Origin of the sequence: Pseudomonas sp. GD04058 (assembly GCF_029836855.1) — a bacterium.
Classification (GTDB): domain Bacteria; phylum Pseudomonadota; class Gammaproteobacteria; order Pseudomonadales; family Pseudomonadaceae; genus Aquipseudomonas; species Aquipseudomonas bharatica.
Genome location: NZ_JAOECN010000003.1, coordinates 219,682 through 236,455, shown reverse-complemented (window position 1 = coordinate 236,455; position 16,774 = coordinate 219,682). Strand labels below are relative to the sequence as shown.

The window sequence follows — 16,774 nt, the reverse complement described above, 5'->3', positions numbered from 1 at the left end:
GCAAATTCCGGTCGGGTATTCCCGTGAGCCACTCTCACTTCAACACCGTTTTTCTCGCCCAACGGGTGACCCTATTGCGTACGCTGCAGCGCATGGTGGACAACCCGAGCACCGCCGAGGACCTGCTGCAGGAAACCTACCTGCGGGTCACCCGGGCACTGGGCGAGCGTCCCATCGAGCATCTAGAGCCGTTCGTCTTCCAGACTGCGCGCAACCTGGCGCTGGACCATCTGCGTGCGCGCCGGGTCCAGGCCCGTACGCTGGTGGACGATGTGCCGGAGCAGATCCTGCACAATGTCGCGGCGCCGGTCAGCAGCGCCGAGGACGCCGCCCACGCGCAAAAGCTGCTCAAGCGCCTGAGCGGCTCGCTGGCGCAACTGACCCCGCGCCAGCAGCGCATCTTCATCCTCAGCCGGCTGCATGGCGCCAGCTACCTGGAGATCGCCGAGCAACTGAAGGTCTCCGCCAGCACGGTGCAGAAGGAACTGAAACTGATCATGGCGATCTGCATGGGCGTCGCCGATCGGCTCGACGGCAACTGAAGGTTCCTTGCCTGCCCTTGCGTTTGCCGCGATCATGACGCCCACGACAAGACAGCCGCCACATCCCAAGGACCTTCCGTGACCGAACCCGCCCATCAGCGCCCCGCGCCGCATGCGACTGCCCGCGACCAGGCCATGGACGAGGCCCTGGACTGGCTGATCCGCCTGCAATGCCCGAGCGATGACGACACCCGCGCCTTCGAAGCCTGGCTGCAAGCCAGCCCGGACAACGCCCAGGCCTATGTCGATGCCGAAGCGCTGTGGAACGGCGGTGCCGTGCGCCAGGCGGCCGGCGAGCTGCAGCGAAAACGCAAGGCCTCGCCCTTGGCACGCCTGCGCCCGCACTGGAAGCCGCTCTCCGTTGCAGCGGTACTGCTGGTGGGCGTTCTGACCGCCGGGAATCTGCCCGTGCGCCTGCAAGCCGATCACCTGACCGTGGTCGGCGAGCGCCAGCGGGTCGAACTGAACGACGGCTCAAGGGTACTGCTCAACACCGATTCGGCCTTTTCCAGCGCTGTCGATGCGCGCCAGCGGGTCGCCCGGCTGTACCAGGGCGAGGCCTATTTCGAAATCCCCGGCGGGCTTGACCAGCCCTTCGAACTGCAAGCCGGGCCGCTGCGCGCCAGGGTGCGCGACAGCGATTTCGCGGTGCGCTACCTCGATGGCGAAGCGCTGGTGCGGGTACAGCGCGGCGATATCGATGTGCTCGCCAGCCAGGACCAGCGCATCCGCCTTAGCAGCGGTGAGAGTATCCGCGTCGGCCCCGATGGCTTCGGCGAACGGCAGCGCGCCGACCTGCAGAAGGACCTTGCCTGGGTCCAGGGTCGGCTGATCTTCGAAAACTGCCCGTTCAGCGAGGTGCTGGCCGAGCTGCGCCGCTACTACCCCGGCTGGATCATCAATACCAACCACAGGCTGGAGCAGGTCGCGGTGACCGGCAACTACCGCCTCGACCAGCCGCTGGAAGCCGTGCGTGCCCTGGCCCACATCACCTCGGCGCAGGTGCGGGAATTGCCAGCCGTGGTGATCATCAACTGAGTCGAAAGTTTTTTTACGCGATCCTCTGAGGTCGTACGTCTCGTTATAGCCAATGCAACTGATTCTTGTTTGAAACAGTAGCCACCTATAACGACGCGCGACAGGGAGCGCCTTTCGATGCCCACCGGATCCACCCACCGAATCCCCAGCCACGCCCGCAAGCCGGGCCTGCCACGTTGCACGCTCTCCCTGCTGACCCTGGCCATGCTCGCCAGCAGCGCCGCCAGCCTGCCGGCGCTGGCCGCCGAGCCGGCGCAGGTGCCTGCCCAGCGCATGGGTGACTACCGCTTCAACATCGCCCAGCAACCGTTGGTGTCAGCGTTGAACGCCTTCAGTTCGGTGACCGGCTGGCAGGTCGGCTTGTCCGCCGAACTGGGACAGAATGTGGTGTCGGCGGGCGTGCGCGGTTCACTACCGCCGGAGCAGGCCCTGCAACGACTGCTGCTGGGTACCGGCCTGACCTACCGCAAACTGGGCAGCAACAACGTCGCCATCGAGCGCAGCCAGTCCCAGGCCATCGCCCTGCAACAGGTGACCATCAGCGCCACCCGCAATGCCCAGGACGTCAGCCAGGTGCCGAGCACCGTCAGCGTGCAGACCCGCGAACAACTGGACCGCAACAACGTCAACGACATCAAGCAACTGGTGCGCTACGAACCGGGTGTCTCGGTCAGCGGCACCGGCCAGCGCAGCGGCCTGAACGGCTACAACATCCGCGGCATCGACGGCGAGCGGGTACTGACCCAGATCGACGGCGTGGCGATCCCCGACAGCTACTTCTTCGGCCCCTACGCCCAGACCCAGCGCAACTACGTCGATCCGGAGATCGTCAAGCGCGTGGAAATCCTCCGCGGCCCGGCCTCGGTGCTGTACGGCAGCAACGCCATCGGCGGCGCGGTGAGCTACTTCACCCTCGATCCGGACGACATCATCAAGCCGGGCCAGGACGTCGGCGCGCGCCTGAAGGCCGGCTATAGCTCGGCCGACAACAGCTGGCTGAAATCCGCCACCGTCGCCGGCCGCGAAGGCGAGTTCGACGGCTTGCTGCACCTGAGCCGGCGTGACGGTCGCGAGACCGAATCCTACGGCGAGCACGGCGGTACCGGCCTGAGCCGCACGGAGGCCAACCCGGAAGACGTACAGACCACCAACGTGCTGGCCAAGCTGGGCTGGAACTACGCCGACGACGGGCGTATCGCCCTGACCTACGAGCACTACAAGGACGACCGCGACCTCGACCAGAAAAGCGCGGTCGGCGGCCCCTTCACGCCGAACCCGCTGAACTTCTACCAGGACCGCACCGGCAGCGACGTGGTCACCCGCGAGCGCTTCGGCATCGCCCATGACTTCGCCGTCGACAGCCTGCTGGCCGACAACCTGAAGTGGAGCCTGAACTACCAGATCGGCAAGACCGACCAGCGCACCGCGGAAATCTACCGGCCGATGGTCTACACCCTCTACCGCGACCGCAAGACCACCTACAAGGACCGTCAGTGGATCCTCGATGCCCAGGCCGCCAAGGCCTTCGGTATCGGCGACACCGAGCACCTGCTGACCTACGGCGCGACCTTCAAGCAGAACAAGGTCACCGGCTCGCGCAGCGGCACCGCCACCTGCCTGACCACCGGCTTCGGCTGTGTCACCGGACGGCCGCTGGCGTCCAGCGCACTGGTTGAAGTCAGCGACTTCCCCGATCCGACGGTCAATACCTACAGCATCTTCGCCCAGGATGAAATCCGCTGGAACCAGTGGACCTTCCTGCCGGGCCTGCGCTACGACCAGACGCGCATGAAGCCACACGTCACCGACGAGTTCCTGCGCGGCATCAGCTCGAACAACGAACCGGTCAACACCGAGGACAAGAAGTGGCACCGCGTCTCGCCCAAGTTCGGCGTGACCTATGCCTTCAACGACAACTACACCTGGTACGGACAATACGCCGAAGGTTTCCGCACCCCGACCGCCAAGGCCATGTACGGCCGCTTCGAGAACCCGGGCCTGGGCTACAGCGTGCAGGGCAACCCGAACCTGGAACCGGAGAAGAGCAAAAGCTACGAAACCGGTCTGCGCGGCAACTTCGAGGCCGGCAATTTCGATGTGGCGGTGTTCTATAACAAGTACCGCGACTTCATCAACGAAGACGCCGTGCAGGGTTCCAACGTCGGCCAAAGCTTCGAGGCCAACAACATCAAGCACGCCACCATCAAGGGCGCCGAATTCAAGGGCCGCCTGAACCTGGATGCCTTCGGCGCGCCGAACGGCCTCTACACCCAGGGCTCGCTGGCCTATGCCTGGGGCAAGAACGAAGACACCGGCAAGCCGATCAACAGCGTCAACCCGCTGACTGCGGTGATGGGCCTTGGATACGAGCAGGAGCAGTACGGTGGATTGCTCAGCTTGACCCTGGTCAAGCGCAAGAACCGCGTCGACGACACCAGCTTCTACGCCCCGGACGGCACCAGCAAGCAGTTCCGCACTCCGGGTTACGGCGTGCTGGACCTGAGCGGGTTCTACAAGGTGAGCGACGACGTGACGGTCAATGCCGGCCTGTACAACCTGACCGACAAGAAGTACTGGCAGTGGGATGACGTGCGCGGCTATGACGGGATCGGCGAAGCCGCTGCGACCGCCCCGGCCAACCTGGATCGCCTGACCATGCCGGGGCGCAACTTCTCGGTGAATGTGGTCTGGGATATCTGATCACGATCTGAAGGCCCATCTACATCCCCTGTGGGAGCTGGCTTGCCAGCGATTGCGGTAGTGAGTTCACCATCGCTATCGCTGGCAAGCCAGCTCCCACAGGGATCTACAGGGTCAGGACGCCAGTGTAGAGACTGAAGGCCGCCAGGCCGGCACCCGCCACCACCGCCGCAAAAATCAGCTTCTCCCAGCCGGTAAACAACGGTTTCCCCTGCTCACGCTTCGCCCTTGCGAACAGGATCACCCCCGGCGCATAGAGCAGCGCCGAGAGCAGCAGGTATTTCAACCCGCCCGCGTACAACAACCACACCGCATACAGCAACGCCACCAGCCCGACGCACAGGTCCTTGCGCCGCGTTCCTGCAAAGCCTTCATAGGTCTCCCCGCGCAACGCCAGCAGCACCGCATAGGCCGCCGACCACAGGTAGGGCACCAGGATCATCGACGACGCCAGGTAGATCAGGCTGGTGTAGGTCCCCGCCGAGACCAGCGTGATCAGCAGGAAAACCTGGATCATGCTGTTGGTCAGCCACAGCGCGTTGGACGGCACATGGTTGGCATTTTCGAACGCAAGAAACCGCGGCATGGTCTTGTCCCGCGCCGTGGCATAGAGAATCTCGGCGCAGAGCAAGGCCCAGGAGAGCAAGGCGCCGAGCAGCGAAACCGCCAGCCCGATGCTGATCAGCAAGGCGCCCCAGGGCCCGACGATGTGCTCCAGAACCGACGCCAGCGACGGATTGTGCAGCGCCGCCAGTTCCGGCTGGGTCATCACCCCCAGCGACAGCACGTTGACCAGCACCAGCAGGGCCAGCACACCGAGAAAACCGATCACCGTGGCCTTGCCGACATCCGAGCGCTTTTGCGCCCGCCCGGAATAGATGCTTGCCCCTTCGATACCGATGAACACGAACACTGTCACCAGCATCATGTTGCGCACCTGGTCGAGCACGTTGCCAAAACTCGGGTTGGCCAGGCCCCAGATATCCCGGGTGAAGATGTCCATGCGAAACGCCGCCGCGGCAATCACGATGAACAGGATCAGCGGCACCACCTTGGCCACCGTGGTGATCTGGTTGATGAACGCGGCCTCCTTGATCCCGCGCAGCACCAGGAAATGCACCGCCCACAGCAGCAGCGAGGCACAGCCGATGGCCAACGGCGTGTTGCCTTCGCCGAACGCCGGGAAGTACAGGCCCAGGGTACTGAACAACAGGACGAAGTAACCGACGTTGCCCAGCCAGGCGCTGATCCAGTAGCCCCAGGCGGAGGAAAAGCCCATGTACTCGCCGAAGCCGGCCTTGGCGTAGGCATAGACCCCGGAATCCAGCTGTGGCTTGCGATTGGCCAGGCTCTGGAAAACGAAGGCCAGGGCCAGCATGCCGATCGCAGTGATACCCCAACCAATCAGTACTGCACCTACGTCGGCACGGGCAGCCATGTTCTGCGGCAGGGAAAAGATGCCACCGCCGATCATCGAACCCACCACCAACGCGATCAACGCTCCAAGGCGCAGTTTCTGGCCAGGCTCGGACATGAAATTCCCCTTTTTATTCCCTGTTTTTCAGTCAATGAACCTGATCATCATCTTGTAAAAATCGCAGGTTATAAGCCTTTATATTTAATAACAAAGGACTCTAATAACGACACGCTTCGGTCAGAGTTTTGTGCACTAATTCCGCTTCGACAAGTCTAACCGCCTTTTTTTCGTGAAAAATTTGCGAAAGCCGGGAAACGGACTAGCTTCAAAGTTCTCAGGCACTTTCGAGAACCCACCCCTTCTCTGAAAGCGCCGTATCACAAGGCCTGCGCAGCAAACTGCTGATCTTTCGAAGGCTCTTCCAGTCATTTGTCAACAATGGAATGTCGCAATGAACTGACCTGTATCAGCTTCCTGTAATTCCATCCGCATTACCTTGAAAGTCTCTCTTTTCTGAAATGGAGCTCAAGCATGTCAGAGGCTTCCGGAAAACTTCGACTCGGTGCGCTCGTCGCACTTGTGGTGGGTTCGATGATTGGTGGCGGGATCTTTTCCCTGCCGCAAAACATGGCGGCCAGCGCCGATGTCGGCGCGGTACTGATCGGCTGGGCGATCACCGCCGTCGGCATGCTCACCCTGGCCTTCGTCTTCCAGACCCTGGCCAACCGCAAACCCGATCTGGATGGGGGGGTGTATGCCTACGCCAAGGCCGGTTTCGGCGATTATATGGGCTTCTCGTCGGCCTGGGGCTACTGGATCAGTGCCTGGCTGGGCAACGTCGGCTACTTCGTCCTGCTGTTCAGCACCCTCGGCTATTTCTTCCCGATCTTCGGCGAGGGCAACACCCCGGCGGCGGTCATCGGCGCCTCGGTGCTGCTGTGGGCCGTGCACTTCCTGGTGCTGCGCGGGATCAAGGAAGCGGCCTTCATCAACCTGGTCACCACCGTGGCCAAGGTGGTGCCGCTGGCCCTGTTCGTGCTGATCGCGCTGTTCGCCTTCAAGCTGGATATCTTCACCGCCGACATCTGGGGAACCATGAACCCGGACCTGGGCAGCGTGATGAACCAGGTGCGCAACATGATGCTGGTCACCGTCTGGGTGTTCATCGGCATCGAGGGCGCGAGCATCTTCTCGGCCCGCGCGGAAAAACGCTCGGACGTGGGCAAGGCCACGGTCATCGGCTTCATCACCGTGCTGCTGTTCCTGGTCCTGGTCAACGTGCTGTCGCTGGGCATCATGACCCAGCCTGAACTGGCCAAGCTGCAGAATCCGTCGATGGCGGCCGTGCTCGAGCACGTGGTCGGCCACTGGGGCGCGGTGCTGATCAGCGTCGGCCTGATCATCTCGCTGCTGGGGGCCCTGCTGTCGTGGGTGCTGCTGTGCGCGGAGATCATGTTCGCCGCCGCCAAGGACCACACCATGCCGGAGTTCCTGCGCCGCGAGAACGCCAACCATGTGCCGGCCAATGCCCTGTGGCTGACCAACGCCATGGTGCAGATCTTCCTGATCATCACCCTGTTCTCGGCCAGTACCTACCTGTCGCTGATCTACCTCGCCACCTCGATGATCCTGGTGCCCTACCTGTGGTCGGCGGCCTACGCCGTGCTGCTTGCCTGGCGCAGCGAGACCTACGAGCAGGCCCTGGCCGAGCGCAAGAAGGACCTGATCATCGGCGGTATCGCCCTGCTCTATGCGATCTGGCTGCTGTACGCCGGCGGGGTCAAGTACCTGCTGCTCTCCGCCCTGCTCTATGCCCCTGGCGCGATCCTGTTCGCCAAGGCCAAGCGCGAGGTCGGCCAACCGGTTTTCACCCACGTGGAGAAGTTGATATTCGCCGCCGTGGTCGTTGGTGCCCTGGTGGCAGCCTACGGCCTGTATGACGGCTTCCTTACGCTGTAACCCCCGTATTTCACACCTTTGGAGGAAATGATCATGTCCACGGATAAAGTCAAGTACGGTGTTCATTCCGAGGCAGGCAAACTGCGCAAAGTGATGGTGTGCTCCCCTGGCCTGGCGCACCAGCGCCTGACCCCGAGCAACTGCGACGAGCTGCTGTTCGATGACGTCATCTGGGTCAACCAGGCCAAGCGCGACCACTTCGACTTCGTCACCAAGATGCGCGAGCGTGGTGTCGAAGTCCTGGAAATGCATAACCTGCTGACCGAAACCATCCAGAATCCCGAAGCTCTGAAGTGGATCCTCGACCGCAAGATCACCCCCGACACCGTCGGCGTCGGCCTCACCAACGAAGTGCGCAGCTGGCTCGAAGGCCTGGAGCCGCGCCGTCTGGCCGAGTTCCTGATCGGCGGCGTGGCCGGCGAGGACCTGCCGGACAGCGAAGGCGCCAGCGTGATCAAGATGTATCGCGACTACCTGGGCCACTCCAGCTTCCTGCTGCCACCCCTGCCGAACACCCAGTTCACCCGCGACACCACCTGCTGGATCTACGGCGGCGTGACCCTGAACCCGATGTACTGGCCGGCGCGACGCCAGGAAACCCTGCTGGCCAGCGCCATCTACAAATTCCACCCCGAGTTCACCAACGCCGACTTCGAAGTTTGGTACGGCGATCCGGACAAGGACCACGGCCAGGCCACACTTGAAGGCGGCGACGTCATGCCGATCGGCAAGGGCGTGGTGCTGATCGGCATGGGCGAGCGCTCCTCGCGCCAGGCCATCGGCCAACTGGCGCAATCGCTGTTCGCCAAGGGCGCTGTGGAAAAGGTGGTGGTCGCCGGCCTGCCGAAATCCCGCGCGGCGATGCACCTGGACACCGTGTTCAGCTTCTGCGACCGCGACCTGGTCACGGTCTTCCCGGAAGTGGTGAAGGAGATCGTGCCGTTCGTGATCCGTCCGGACAGCAGCAAGCCCTACGGCATGGACGTGCGCCGCGAGAACAAGTCGTTCCTCGACGTGGTTGCCGAGGCCCTCGGCCTCAAGGCCCTGCGCGTGGTGGAAACCGGCGGCAACAGCTTCGCCGCCGAACGCGAGCAATGGGATGACGGCAACAACGTGGTGGCCCTGGAACCCGGCGTGGTCATCGGCTACGACCGCAACACCTACACCAACACCCTGCTGCGCAAGGCGGGCGTGGAGGTCATCACCATCAGCGCCGGCGAACTGGGCCGCGGACGTGGCGGCGGCCACTGCATGACCTGCCCGATCGTGCGCGACCCAATCGACTACTAACGCCCACTACCCCGGCCGCGCCCACCCGGCGAGGCCGGGCAGATCACCGAATCCAAGGAGTCCCGAAATGGCGTTCAACATTCATAACCGCAACCTGCTCAGCCTCGAACATCACACCGAGCGCGAGCTGCGCTACCTGCTCGACCTGTCCCGCGACCTCAAGCGCGCCAAGTACACCGGCACCGAGCAGCAGCACCTCAAGGGCAACAACATCGCCCTGATCTTCGAAAAGACCTCGACCCGCACCCGCTGCGCCTTCGAGGTGGCGGCCTACGACCAGGGCGCCAACGTCACCTACATCGACCCGAACTCCTCGCAGATCGGCCACAAGGAGAGCATGAAGGACACCGCCCGGGTGCTCGGGCGCATGTACGACGCCATCGAGTACCGCGGCTTCAAGCAGGAAGTGGTGGAAGAACTGGCGAAGTTCGCCGGGGTGCCGGTGTTCAACGGCCTGACCGACGAATACCACCCGACCCAGATGATCGCCGACGTGCTGACCATGCGCGAGCACGCCGACAAGCCGCTGCACGAGATCAGCTACGCCTACCTGGGCGATGCGCGCAACAACATGGGCAACTCGCTGCTGCTGATCGGCGCCAAGCTCGGCATGGATGTGCGCATCGCCGCACCGAAGGCCCTGTGGCCGCATGACGACCTGGTTGCGCGCTGCAAGAAATACGCGGAAGACAGCGGTGCGCGCATCACCCTTACCGAGGATCCGAAGGCTGCGGTCAAGGGCGTGGACTTCGTCCACACCGACGTCTGGGTGTCCATGGGCGAGCCGGTGGAAGCCTGGGGCGAACGTATCCAGCAACTGCTGCCCTACCAGGTCAACGCCGAGCTGCTGAAGGCTACCGGCAACCCGCGCACCAAGTTCATGCACTGCCTGCCGGCGTTCCACAACTCGGAAACCAAGGTCGGCAAGCAGATCGCCGAACAGTATCCGCACCTGGCCAATGGCATCGAGGTCACCGACGACGTCTTTGAATCGCCCGCGTGCATCGCCTTCGAGCAAGCGGAAAACCGCATGCACACGATCAAGGCGATCCTGGTTTCGACCTTGGCTGATCTGTAACCCAATCGCTGGCAAGCCAGCTCCCACAGGTCCGGTGTACGCCGTAACTGAGTAGGCAATCCTCCAGCCTGATGCTGTAAGCCAGCTCCCACAGGTCCAGTTTACGCCGTCCCCTGTGGGAGCTGGCTTGCCAGCGATGGCGGCCTCCCGTTCAACGAGATTCAAAGGACATTCCCATGCGTATCGTTGTTGCACTAGGCGGTAACGCGCTGCTGCGCCGTGGCGAGCCCATGACCGCCGACAATCAGCGCGCCAATATCCGTATCGCTACCGAACAGATCGCCAAGATCCACCCCGGCAACCAACTGGTCATCGCCCACGGCAACGGCCCGCAGGTCGGGCTGCTGTCGCTGCAGGCGGCGGCCTACACCTCGGTCACCCCTTACCCGTTGGACGTTCTCGGCGCCGAGACCGAAGGCATGATCGGCTACATGATCGAACAGGAACTGGGCAACCTGCTGGACTTCGAGGTGCCCTTCGCCACCCTGCTCACCCAGGTCGAAGTCGACGCCAACGACCCGGCCTTCCAGAATCCGACCAAGCCCATCGGCCCGGTCTACTCCAAGGAAGAAGCCGAGCGCCTGGCCAAGGAAAAGGGCTGGGCCATTGCCGCCGACGGCGACAAGTTCCGCCGTGTGGTCGCCAGCCCGAAACCCAAGCGCATCTTCGAGATCCGCCCGATCAAATGGCTGCTGGAAAAGAGCAGTATCGTGATCTGTGCCGGTGGTGGCGGCATTCCCACCATGTATGGTGCCGACGGCAAGCTGCAGGGCATCGAAGCGGTGATCGACAAGGACCTGTGCTCGGCGCTGCTGGCCGAACAGCTGGAAGCCGACCTGCTGGTGATCGCCACCGACGTCAACGCGGCCTATGTCGACTTCAACAAGCCGACCCAGAAGGCCATCGCCCAGGCTCACCCGGACGAACTGGAACGCCTCGGCTTTGCCGCCGGGTCCATGGGGCCGAAGGTCCAGGCAGCTTGCGATTTCGCCCGTCACACAGGCAAAGTCGCGGTGATCGGCTCGCTCAGTGATATCGAGGATATCGTCAAGGGCACCGCCGGCACCCGGGTCAGTACCGCCTCCCCAGGCCTCAGCTATCGTTGAAACGCCAGGGCGGGCCTGCTGGCGGGCCCGCCTGTTTCAACCGTACAAGGAGCCCCAATGGCACAGTTCACCCCAGGCCATCTGCATATCGAGCGCCATGCGCTGAACAAGGACGACCACAGCTACAACTTCTGCGTCGATTACGAAACCGTCCAGGACCCCACGGCAGGCAAGGGCATCCAGTTCCGCCTGCACGGGACCATCCAGGACAAGCCCGCCGACGAGACGTTCTTCCTCGGCAAGAGCGACTGGTACAACTTCGCCGCCGTCATCGATGACATCGCCCGCAAGCACGACATGCCGATCAAGGGCATCGTCACCTCGGCGCACAACACCCTCTACGACAGGATGTTCGAAGATATCCGCGACAAGCTGGAGGTGAAATCGGGCGACCCGATCAAGCCCGAGCGTTTCGAGTAACCGGCACAGCCTTCACCGCTGGCAAGCCAATCGACCACCGAGCAGCCGCAAGGCATACTTGCACGCTTCGCCAGCCGTGAACCCATCGCCCACCAATGCGCATCCATGTCAGCTTCATCGACCGCGTCGGCATCACCCAGGAAGTGCTCGCCCTGCTGGGCGCGCGCAACCTCAACCTGGATGCGGTGGAGATGGTGCCGCCGAACGTCTATATCGACGCGCCCACGCTCAATCCCTTCGTCCTCGAAGAACTGCACGACGCCCTGCTCAACGTGCGCGGGGTACAGTCGGTACGGGTGGTGGATATCCTTCCCGGCCAGCGCCGCCATCTGCAACTCGATGCCCTGCTGGCAGCCATGAGCGACCCGGTGCTGGCCCTGGACAGCGCCGGCAACGTGCTGCTGGCCAACCCGGCGCTGGTCGCACTGTGCGGGCAGGAGCCGGCGGGACACAGCATCGCCGAGCTGTTCGATGCGCCGGAGCTGCTCGCCACCCTGATCGACCAGGGCTTCCACCTGCCGATGCGCGAAGTGGTGCTCAACGGCCAGACGCTGCTGCTGGACGCCACGCCGATCACCGACGCCGGTGCGCTGGTCACCCTGTACCCGCCGAATCGCATCGGCGAACGCCTGTCGGCCTTGCATCACGACCACGCCGAGGGCTTCGACGCCTTGCTTGGCGAATCCCCGGCGATCCGTACCCTGAAAAGCCGCGCCCTGCGCGTGGCGGCCCTCGATGCGCCGTTGCTGATCCACGGCGAGACCGGTACCGGCAAGGAACTGGTGGCACGCGCCTGCCATGCCATCAGCAGCCGCCATGCCGCGCCGTTCCTCGCCCTCAACTGCGCGGCACTGCCGGAGAACCTGGCCGAAAGCGAGCTGTTCGGCTACGCCCCCGGCGCCTTCACCGGCGCGCAGCGCGGTGGCAAGCCGGGGCTGATGGAACTGGCCAACCAGGGCACGGTGTTTCTCGACGAAATCGGCGAGATGTCGCCCTACCTGCAGGCCAAGCTGCTGCGCTTCCTCAATGACGGCAGCTTCCGTCGGGTCGGCGGCGATCGCGAGGTCAAGGTCAATGTGCGGATCCTCAGCGCCACCCACCGCGACCTGGAAAAGATGGTCGCCGAAGGCAGCTTCCGCGAAGACCTGTTCTACCGCCTCAACGTCCTCAACCTCGAGGTGCCGCCGCTGCGTGATCGCGGCCAGGACATCCTGCTGCTGGCCCGCTACTTCATGCAGCAGGCCTGTACCCAGATCCAGCGCCCGCTTTGCCGCCTGGCCCCGGACACCTTCCCTGCGCTGCTCGGCAACCGCTGGCCGGGCAACGTGCGGCAACTGCAGAACGTGATCTTCCGCGCCGCCGCCATCAGCGAAAGCAGCCTGGTGGACATCGGCGACCTGGACATCGCCGGCACCTCGGTAGCCCGCGAGCAGGACGGCGAAATCACCAGCCTGGAGCAGGCCGTCGAGAACTTCGAGAAGAACCTGCTGGAAAAGCTCTACGCCGACTATCCCTCGACCCGCCAGTTGGCGAGTCGCTTGCAGACCTCTCACACGGCGATTGCCCACCGGCTGCGCAAGTACGGAATCCCAACCAAACAATGACCATTCGTAGCGAAATCAATACACCGTAATGATTTCGATACGATCTGTTGTAATGCCTAGCCGGCAAGGCCTTGATACTTCTCGGCATTAATCCCTTCCTTCTGCCGTATCGATTTCATTCCGCTCATTCTGTAATTCGGTCAGGAAAATTCGGGAAAACCCTTTGTTCACGGGCTTTTGGCGAACATGGCCGCGAACTTGCTATGGATATTCCAGACCCCGCCCGCCGCGCCTTTTCCGCGGGCCACCACCGCATCCGGCCGCACCGACGGCCTTCGAGGAGTTTCCATGAGCGAGTTGCGTTTTACTGAAGATCACGAGTGGCTGCGTGCCGAAGCCGACGGCAGCGTGACCGTGGGCATCACCGCCTTTGCCCAGAACGCCCTGGGCGACGTGGTCTATGTGCAACTGCCGGAACTGCAGCAATACGCCAAGGGCGCCGAAGCCTCCACCGTGGAATCGGTGAAAGCCGCCAGCGGCGTGTACATGCCGCTGGACGGCGAAGTGGTCGAGGTCAATGGGCAACTGGAAGACAGCCCGGAGCTGGTCAACGAAGACCCGCTGGGCGACGGCTGGTTCTTCCGCTTTATCCCGGCAGACGCCGGCGCCGTCGCGCAACTGCTCGACCAGGACGCCTACGACCGCCTGATCAAAGCCAACGCCGACGCCTGAGGACCCCGTCATGACCATCAATCTCGGCACCGCCAACGAATTCATCGCCCGCCATATCGGCCCGCGCCAGGCCGATGAGCAGGCCATGCTCGCTACCCTCGGCTTCGACTCGCTGGAAGCCATGAGCGCCGCGGTCATCCCCGACAGCATCAAGGGCACCAGCGTGCTGGAGATGGGCGAAGGCCAAAGCGAAGCCGACGCCCTCGCCGCCCTGAAAGCCATCGCCGGCAAGAACCAATTGGTCAAGAGCGTGATCGGCCAGGGTTACTACAACTGCCATACGCCAGCGCCGATCCTGCGCAACCTTCTGGAAAATCCGGCCTGGTACACCGCCTACACACCGTACCAGCCGGAGATTTCCCAGGGCCGCCTGGAAGCCCTGCTGAACTTCCAGACCCTGATCAGCGACCTCACCGGCCTGCCGATCGCCAACGCCTCGCTGCTCGACGAAGCCACCGCCGTCGCCGAAGCCATGACCTTCTGCAAGCGCCTGAGCAAGAACAAGGGCAGCCACGCCTTCTTCGCCTCGGTGCACTGCCACCCGCAGACCCTCGACGTGCTGCGTACCCGTGCCGAGCCGCTGGGCATCGAAGTGGTAGTCGGCGACGAGCGCGAACTGAGCGACGTCAGCCGCTTCTTCGGCGCCGTGCTGCAATACCCGGCGAGCAACGGTGACGTCTTCGACTACCGCGAGCTGGTCGAGCGCTTCCACGCCGCCAACGCCCTGGTCGCGGTTGCCGCCGACCTGCTGGCCCTGACCCTGCTGACCCCGCCGGGCGAGTTCGGCGCCGACGTGGCCATCGGCAGCGCCCAGCGCTTCGGTGTACCGCTGGGCTTCGGCGGCCCTCACGCCGCCTACTTCTCCACCCGCGACGCGTTCAAGCGCGACATGCCGGGTCGCCTGGTCGGCGTGTCCATCGACCGCTTCGGCAAGACCGCCCTGCGCCTGGCCATGCAGACCCGCGAGCAGCACATCCGCCGCGAGAAGGCCACCAGCAACATCTGCACCGCCCAGGTGCTGCTGGCCAACATCGCCAGCATGTACGCCGTCTACCACGGCCCGCAGGGCCTGAAGCAGATTGCCGCACGCACCCACCAACTGACCGCGATCCTCGCTGCCGGCCTCAACGGCCTGGGCGTGACCGTCGAAACCAGCGCCTTCTTCGACACCCTGACCCTGGCTACCGGTGCCGCTACCGCCGAACTGCACGCACAAGCCCGCGCTGCCGGCTTCAACCTGCGCCAGATCGATGGCGAGCGCGTGGGTGTGTCCCTCGACGAAACCAGCACCCAGGCCGATGTCGAAGCCCTGTGGGCGCTGTTCGCCCAAGGCAAGGCCGCCCCGGACTTCGCCACCCTGGCCGCCGGCACCGCCGGGCAATTGCCGCAGGCCCTGCTGCGCCAATCGGCGATCCTCGAGCACCCGGTGTTCAACCGCTACCACAGCGAAACCGAGCTGATGCGCTACCTGCGCCGCCTGGCCGACAAGGACCTGGCGCTGGACCGCACCATGATTCCGCTGGGCTCCTGCACCATGAAGCTCAACGCCGCCAGCGAGATGATCCCGGTGACCTGGGCCGAATTCGGCAGCCTGCATCCCTTCGCCCCTGCCGAACAAAGCCAGGGTTACCAGCAACTGACTTCCGAACTGGAAGCCATGCTCTGCGCCGCCACCGGCTACGACGCCGTGTCGCTGCAGCCGAACGCCGGCTCCCAGGGCGAATATGCCGGCCTGCTGGCGATCCGTGCCTATCACCAGAGCCGTGGCGACGACCGCCGCGACATCTGCCTGATCCCGTCCTCGGCCCACGGCACCAACCCGGCCACCGCCCATATGGCCGGCATGCGCGTGGTGGTAACCGCCTGTGACGCCCGCGGCAACGTGGATATCGACGACCTGCGGGCCAAGGCCATCGAGCACCGCGAGCACCTTGCCGCGCTGATGATCACCTACCCGTCGACCCACGGCGTGTTCGAGGAAGCCATCGGCGAGATCTGCGCGATCATCCACGACAACGGCGGCCAGGTGTACATCGACGGCGCCAACATGAACGCCATGGTCGGCCTCTGCGCACCGGGCAAGTTCGGTGGCGACGTCTCGCACCTGAACCTGCACAAGACTTTCTGCATTCCTCACGGCGGCGGTGGCCCGGGCGTCGGCCCGATCGGCGTCAAGTCGCACCTGGCGCCGTTCCTGCCGGGCCATGCGCAGATGGAAAACAAGCAAGGGGCGGTCTGCGCAGCGCCATTCGGCAGCGCCAGCATCCTGCCGATCACCTGGATGTACATCCGCATGATGGGTGGCGCGGGCCTCAAGCGTGCCTCGCAGATGGCGATCCTCAACGCCAACTACATCGCCCGTCGCCTGGAAGAGCACTATCCTGTGCTGTACACCGGCAGCAACGGCCTGGTCGCACATGAGTGCATCCTCGACCTGCGCCCGCTCAAGGACAGCAGCGGCATCAGCGTCGACGACGTGGCCAAGCGCCTGATCGACTTCGGCTTCCACGCCCCGACCATGTCCTTCCCGGTCGCCGGCACCCTGATGATCGAGCCGACCGAAAGCGAGTCCAAGGAAGAACTGGATCGCTTCTGCGAGGCGATGATCCGCATCCGCGAGGAAATTCGTGCGGTGGAGAACGGCAGCCTGGACAAGGACGACAACCCGCTGAAGAACGCTCCGCACACCGCGGCCGAGCTGGCGGGCGAATGGCCTCACGGTTACAGCCGCGAGCAGGCGGTGTACCCGCTGCCGTCGCTGGTGGAAGGCAAGTATTGGCCACCGGTGGGTCGGGTCGACAACGTGTTCGGTGATCGCAACCTGGTGTGCGCTTGCCCGTCGATCGAGAGCTACCAAGAGGTCTGAGTTCGCTTGAGGGCCTCATCGCTGGCAAGCCAGCTCCCACATGCGATCCCTGTGGGAGCTGGCTTGCCAGCGATAGGGCCCT

The 16,774-nt window shown here is 63.9% G+C and carries 12 protein-coding genes; 11 read left to right on the top strand and 1 reads right to left on the bottom strand.

Going from position 1 to position 16,774, the window contains the following annotated elements; genetic code table 11:
* Positions 1-23 precede the first annotated feature (23 nt).
* The 3 genes from N7650_RS04545 (at position 24) to N7650_RS04535 (ending at position 4,280) form a co-directional block, all read left to right on the top strand.
* A complete protein-coding gene (locus N7650_RS04545) occupies positions 24-542 on the top strand; it encodes a sigma-70 family RNA polymerase sigma factor (RefSeq protein WP_009398286.1) in 519 nt (172 codons plus the stop codon).
* Between the two features lie 135 nt (positions 543-677).
* Positions 678-1,580, top strand: a complete 903-nt coding sequence (locus tag N7650_RS04540; protein ID WP_279897242.1) for a FecR domain-containing protein — start codon at positions 678-680, stop codon at positions 1,578-1,580.
* Between the two features lie 204 nt (positions 1,581-1,784).
* Entirely contained in the window at positions 1,785-4,280 is a 2,496-nt protein-coding gene (locus N7650_RS04535; protein WP_279897241.1) for a TonB-dependent receptor, read from the top strand.
* Positions 4,281-4,386: 106 nt separating this feature from the next.
* On the opposite strand, the gene arcD (N7650_RS04530) is transcribed toward N7650_RS04535, so the two are convergent.
* Entirely contained in the window at positions 4,387-5,814 is a 1,428-nt protein-coding gene (gene arcD / locus N7650_RS04530; RefSeq protein WP_009398283.1) for an arginine-ornithine antiporter, read from the bottom strand.
* 414 nt (positions 5,815-6,228) lie between these two features.
* Here arcD (N7650_RS04530) and arcD (N7650_RS04525) point away from each other — a divergent pair, with 414 nt between their 5' ends.
* The 8 genes from arcD (N7650_RS04525) (at position 6,229) to gcvP (ending at position 16,692) form a co-directional block, all read left to right on the top strand.
* On the top strand, positions 6,229-7,656 hold the full coding sequence (gene arcD / locus N7650_RS04525; protein WP_009398281.1) for an arginine-ornithine antiporter: 1,428 nt from the start codon (positions 6,229-6,231) through the stop codon (positions 7,654-7,656).
* 33 nt (positions 7,657-7,689) lie between these two features.
* The gene (gene arcA / locus N7650_RS04520; protein WP_009398279.1) at positions 7,690-8,946 is read left to right on the top strand and encodes an arginine deiminase; all 1,257 of its coding nucleotides are present in this window, start codon (positions 7,690-7,692) and stop codon (positions 8,944-8,946) included.
* 67 nt (positions 8,947-9,013) lie between these two features.
* Entirely contained in the window at positions 9,014-10,024 is a 1,011-nt protein-coding gene (locus tag N7650_RS04515; protein ID WP_009398277.1) for an ornithine carbamoyltransferase, read from the top strand.
* Positions 10,025-10,200: 176 nt separating this feature from the next.
* Entirely contained in the window at positions 10,201-11,130 is a 930-nt protein-coding gene (arcC, locus tag N7650_RS04510) for a carbamate kinase (RefSeq protein ID WP_009398276.1), read from the top strand.
* A gap of 57 nt (positions 11,131-11,187) precedes the next feature.
* Entirely contained in the window at positions 11,188-11,550 is a 363-nt protein-coding gene (locus N7650_RS04505) for a DUF5064 family protein (protein WP_009398274.1), read from the top strand.
* A gap of 95 nt (positions 11,551-11,645) precedes the next feature.
* Complete coding sequence (locus tag N7650_RS04500) at positions 11,646-13,154, top strand: sigma-54-dependent transcriptional regulator (RefSeq protein WP_009398273.1); 1,509 nt, start codon at positions 11,646-11,648, stop codon at positions 13,152-13,154.
* A gap of 288 nt (positions 13,155-13,442) precedes the next feature.
* Positions 13,443-13,826, top strand: a complete 384-nt coding sequence (gcvH, locus tag N7650_RS04495; RefSeq protein WP_009398272.1) for a glycine cleavage system protein GcvH — start codon at positions 13,443-13,445, stop codon at positions 13,824-13,826.
* A gap of 10 nt (positions 13,827-13,836) precedes the next feature.
* Positions 13,837-16,692 (top strand): aminomethyl-transferring glycine dehydrogenase, encoded by a 2,856-nt coding sequence (gene gcvP / locus N7650_RS04490; RefSeq protein ID WP_279897214.1) that lies wholly within the window; start codon positions 13,837-13,839, stop codon positions 16,690-16,692.
* Positions 16,693-16,774: the final 82 nt, after the last annotated feature.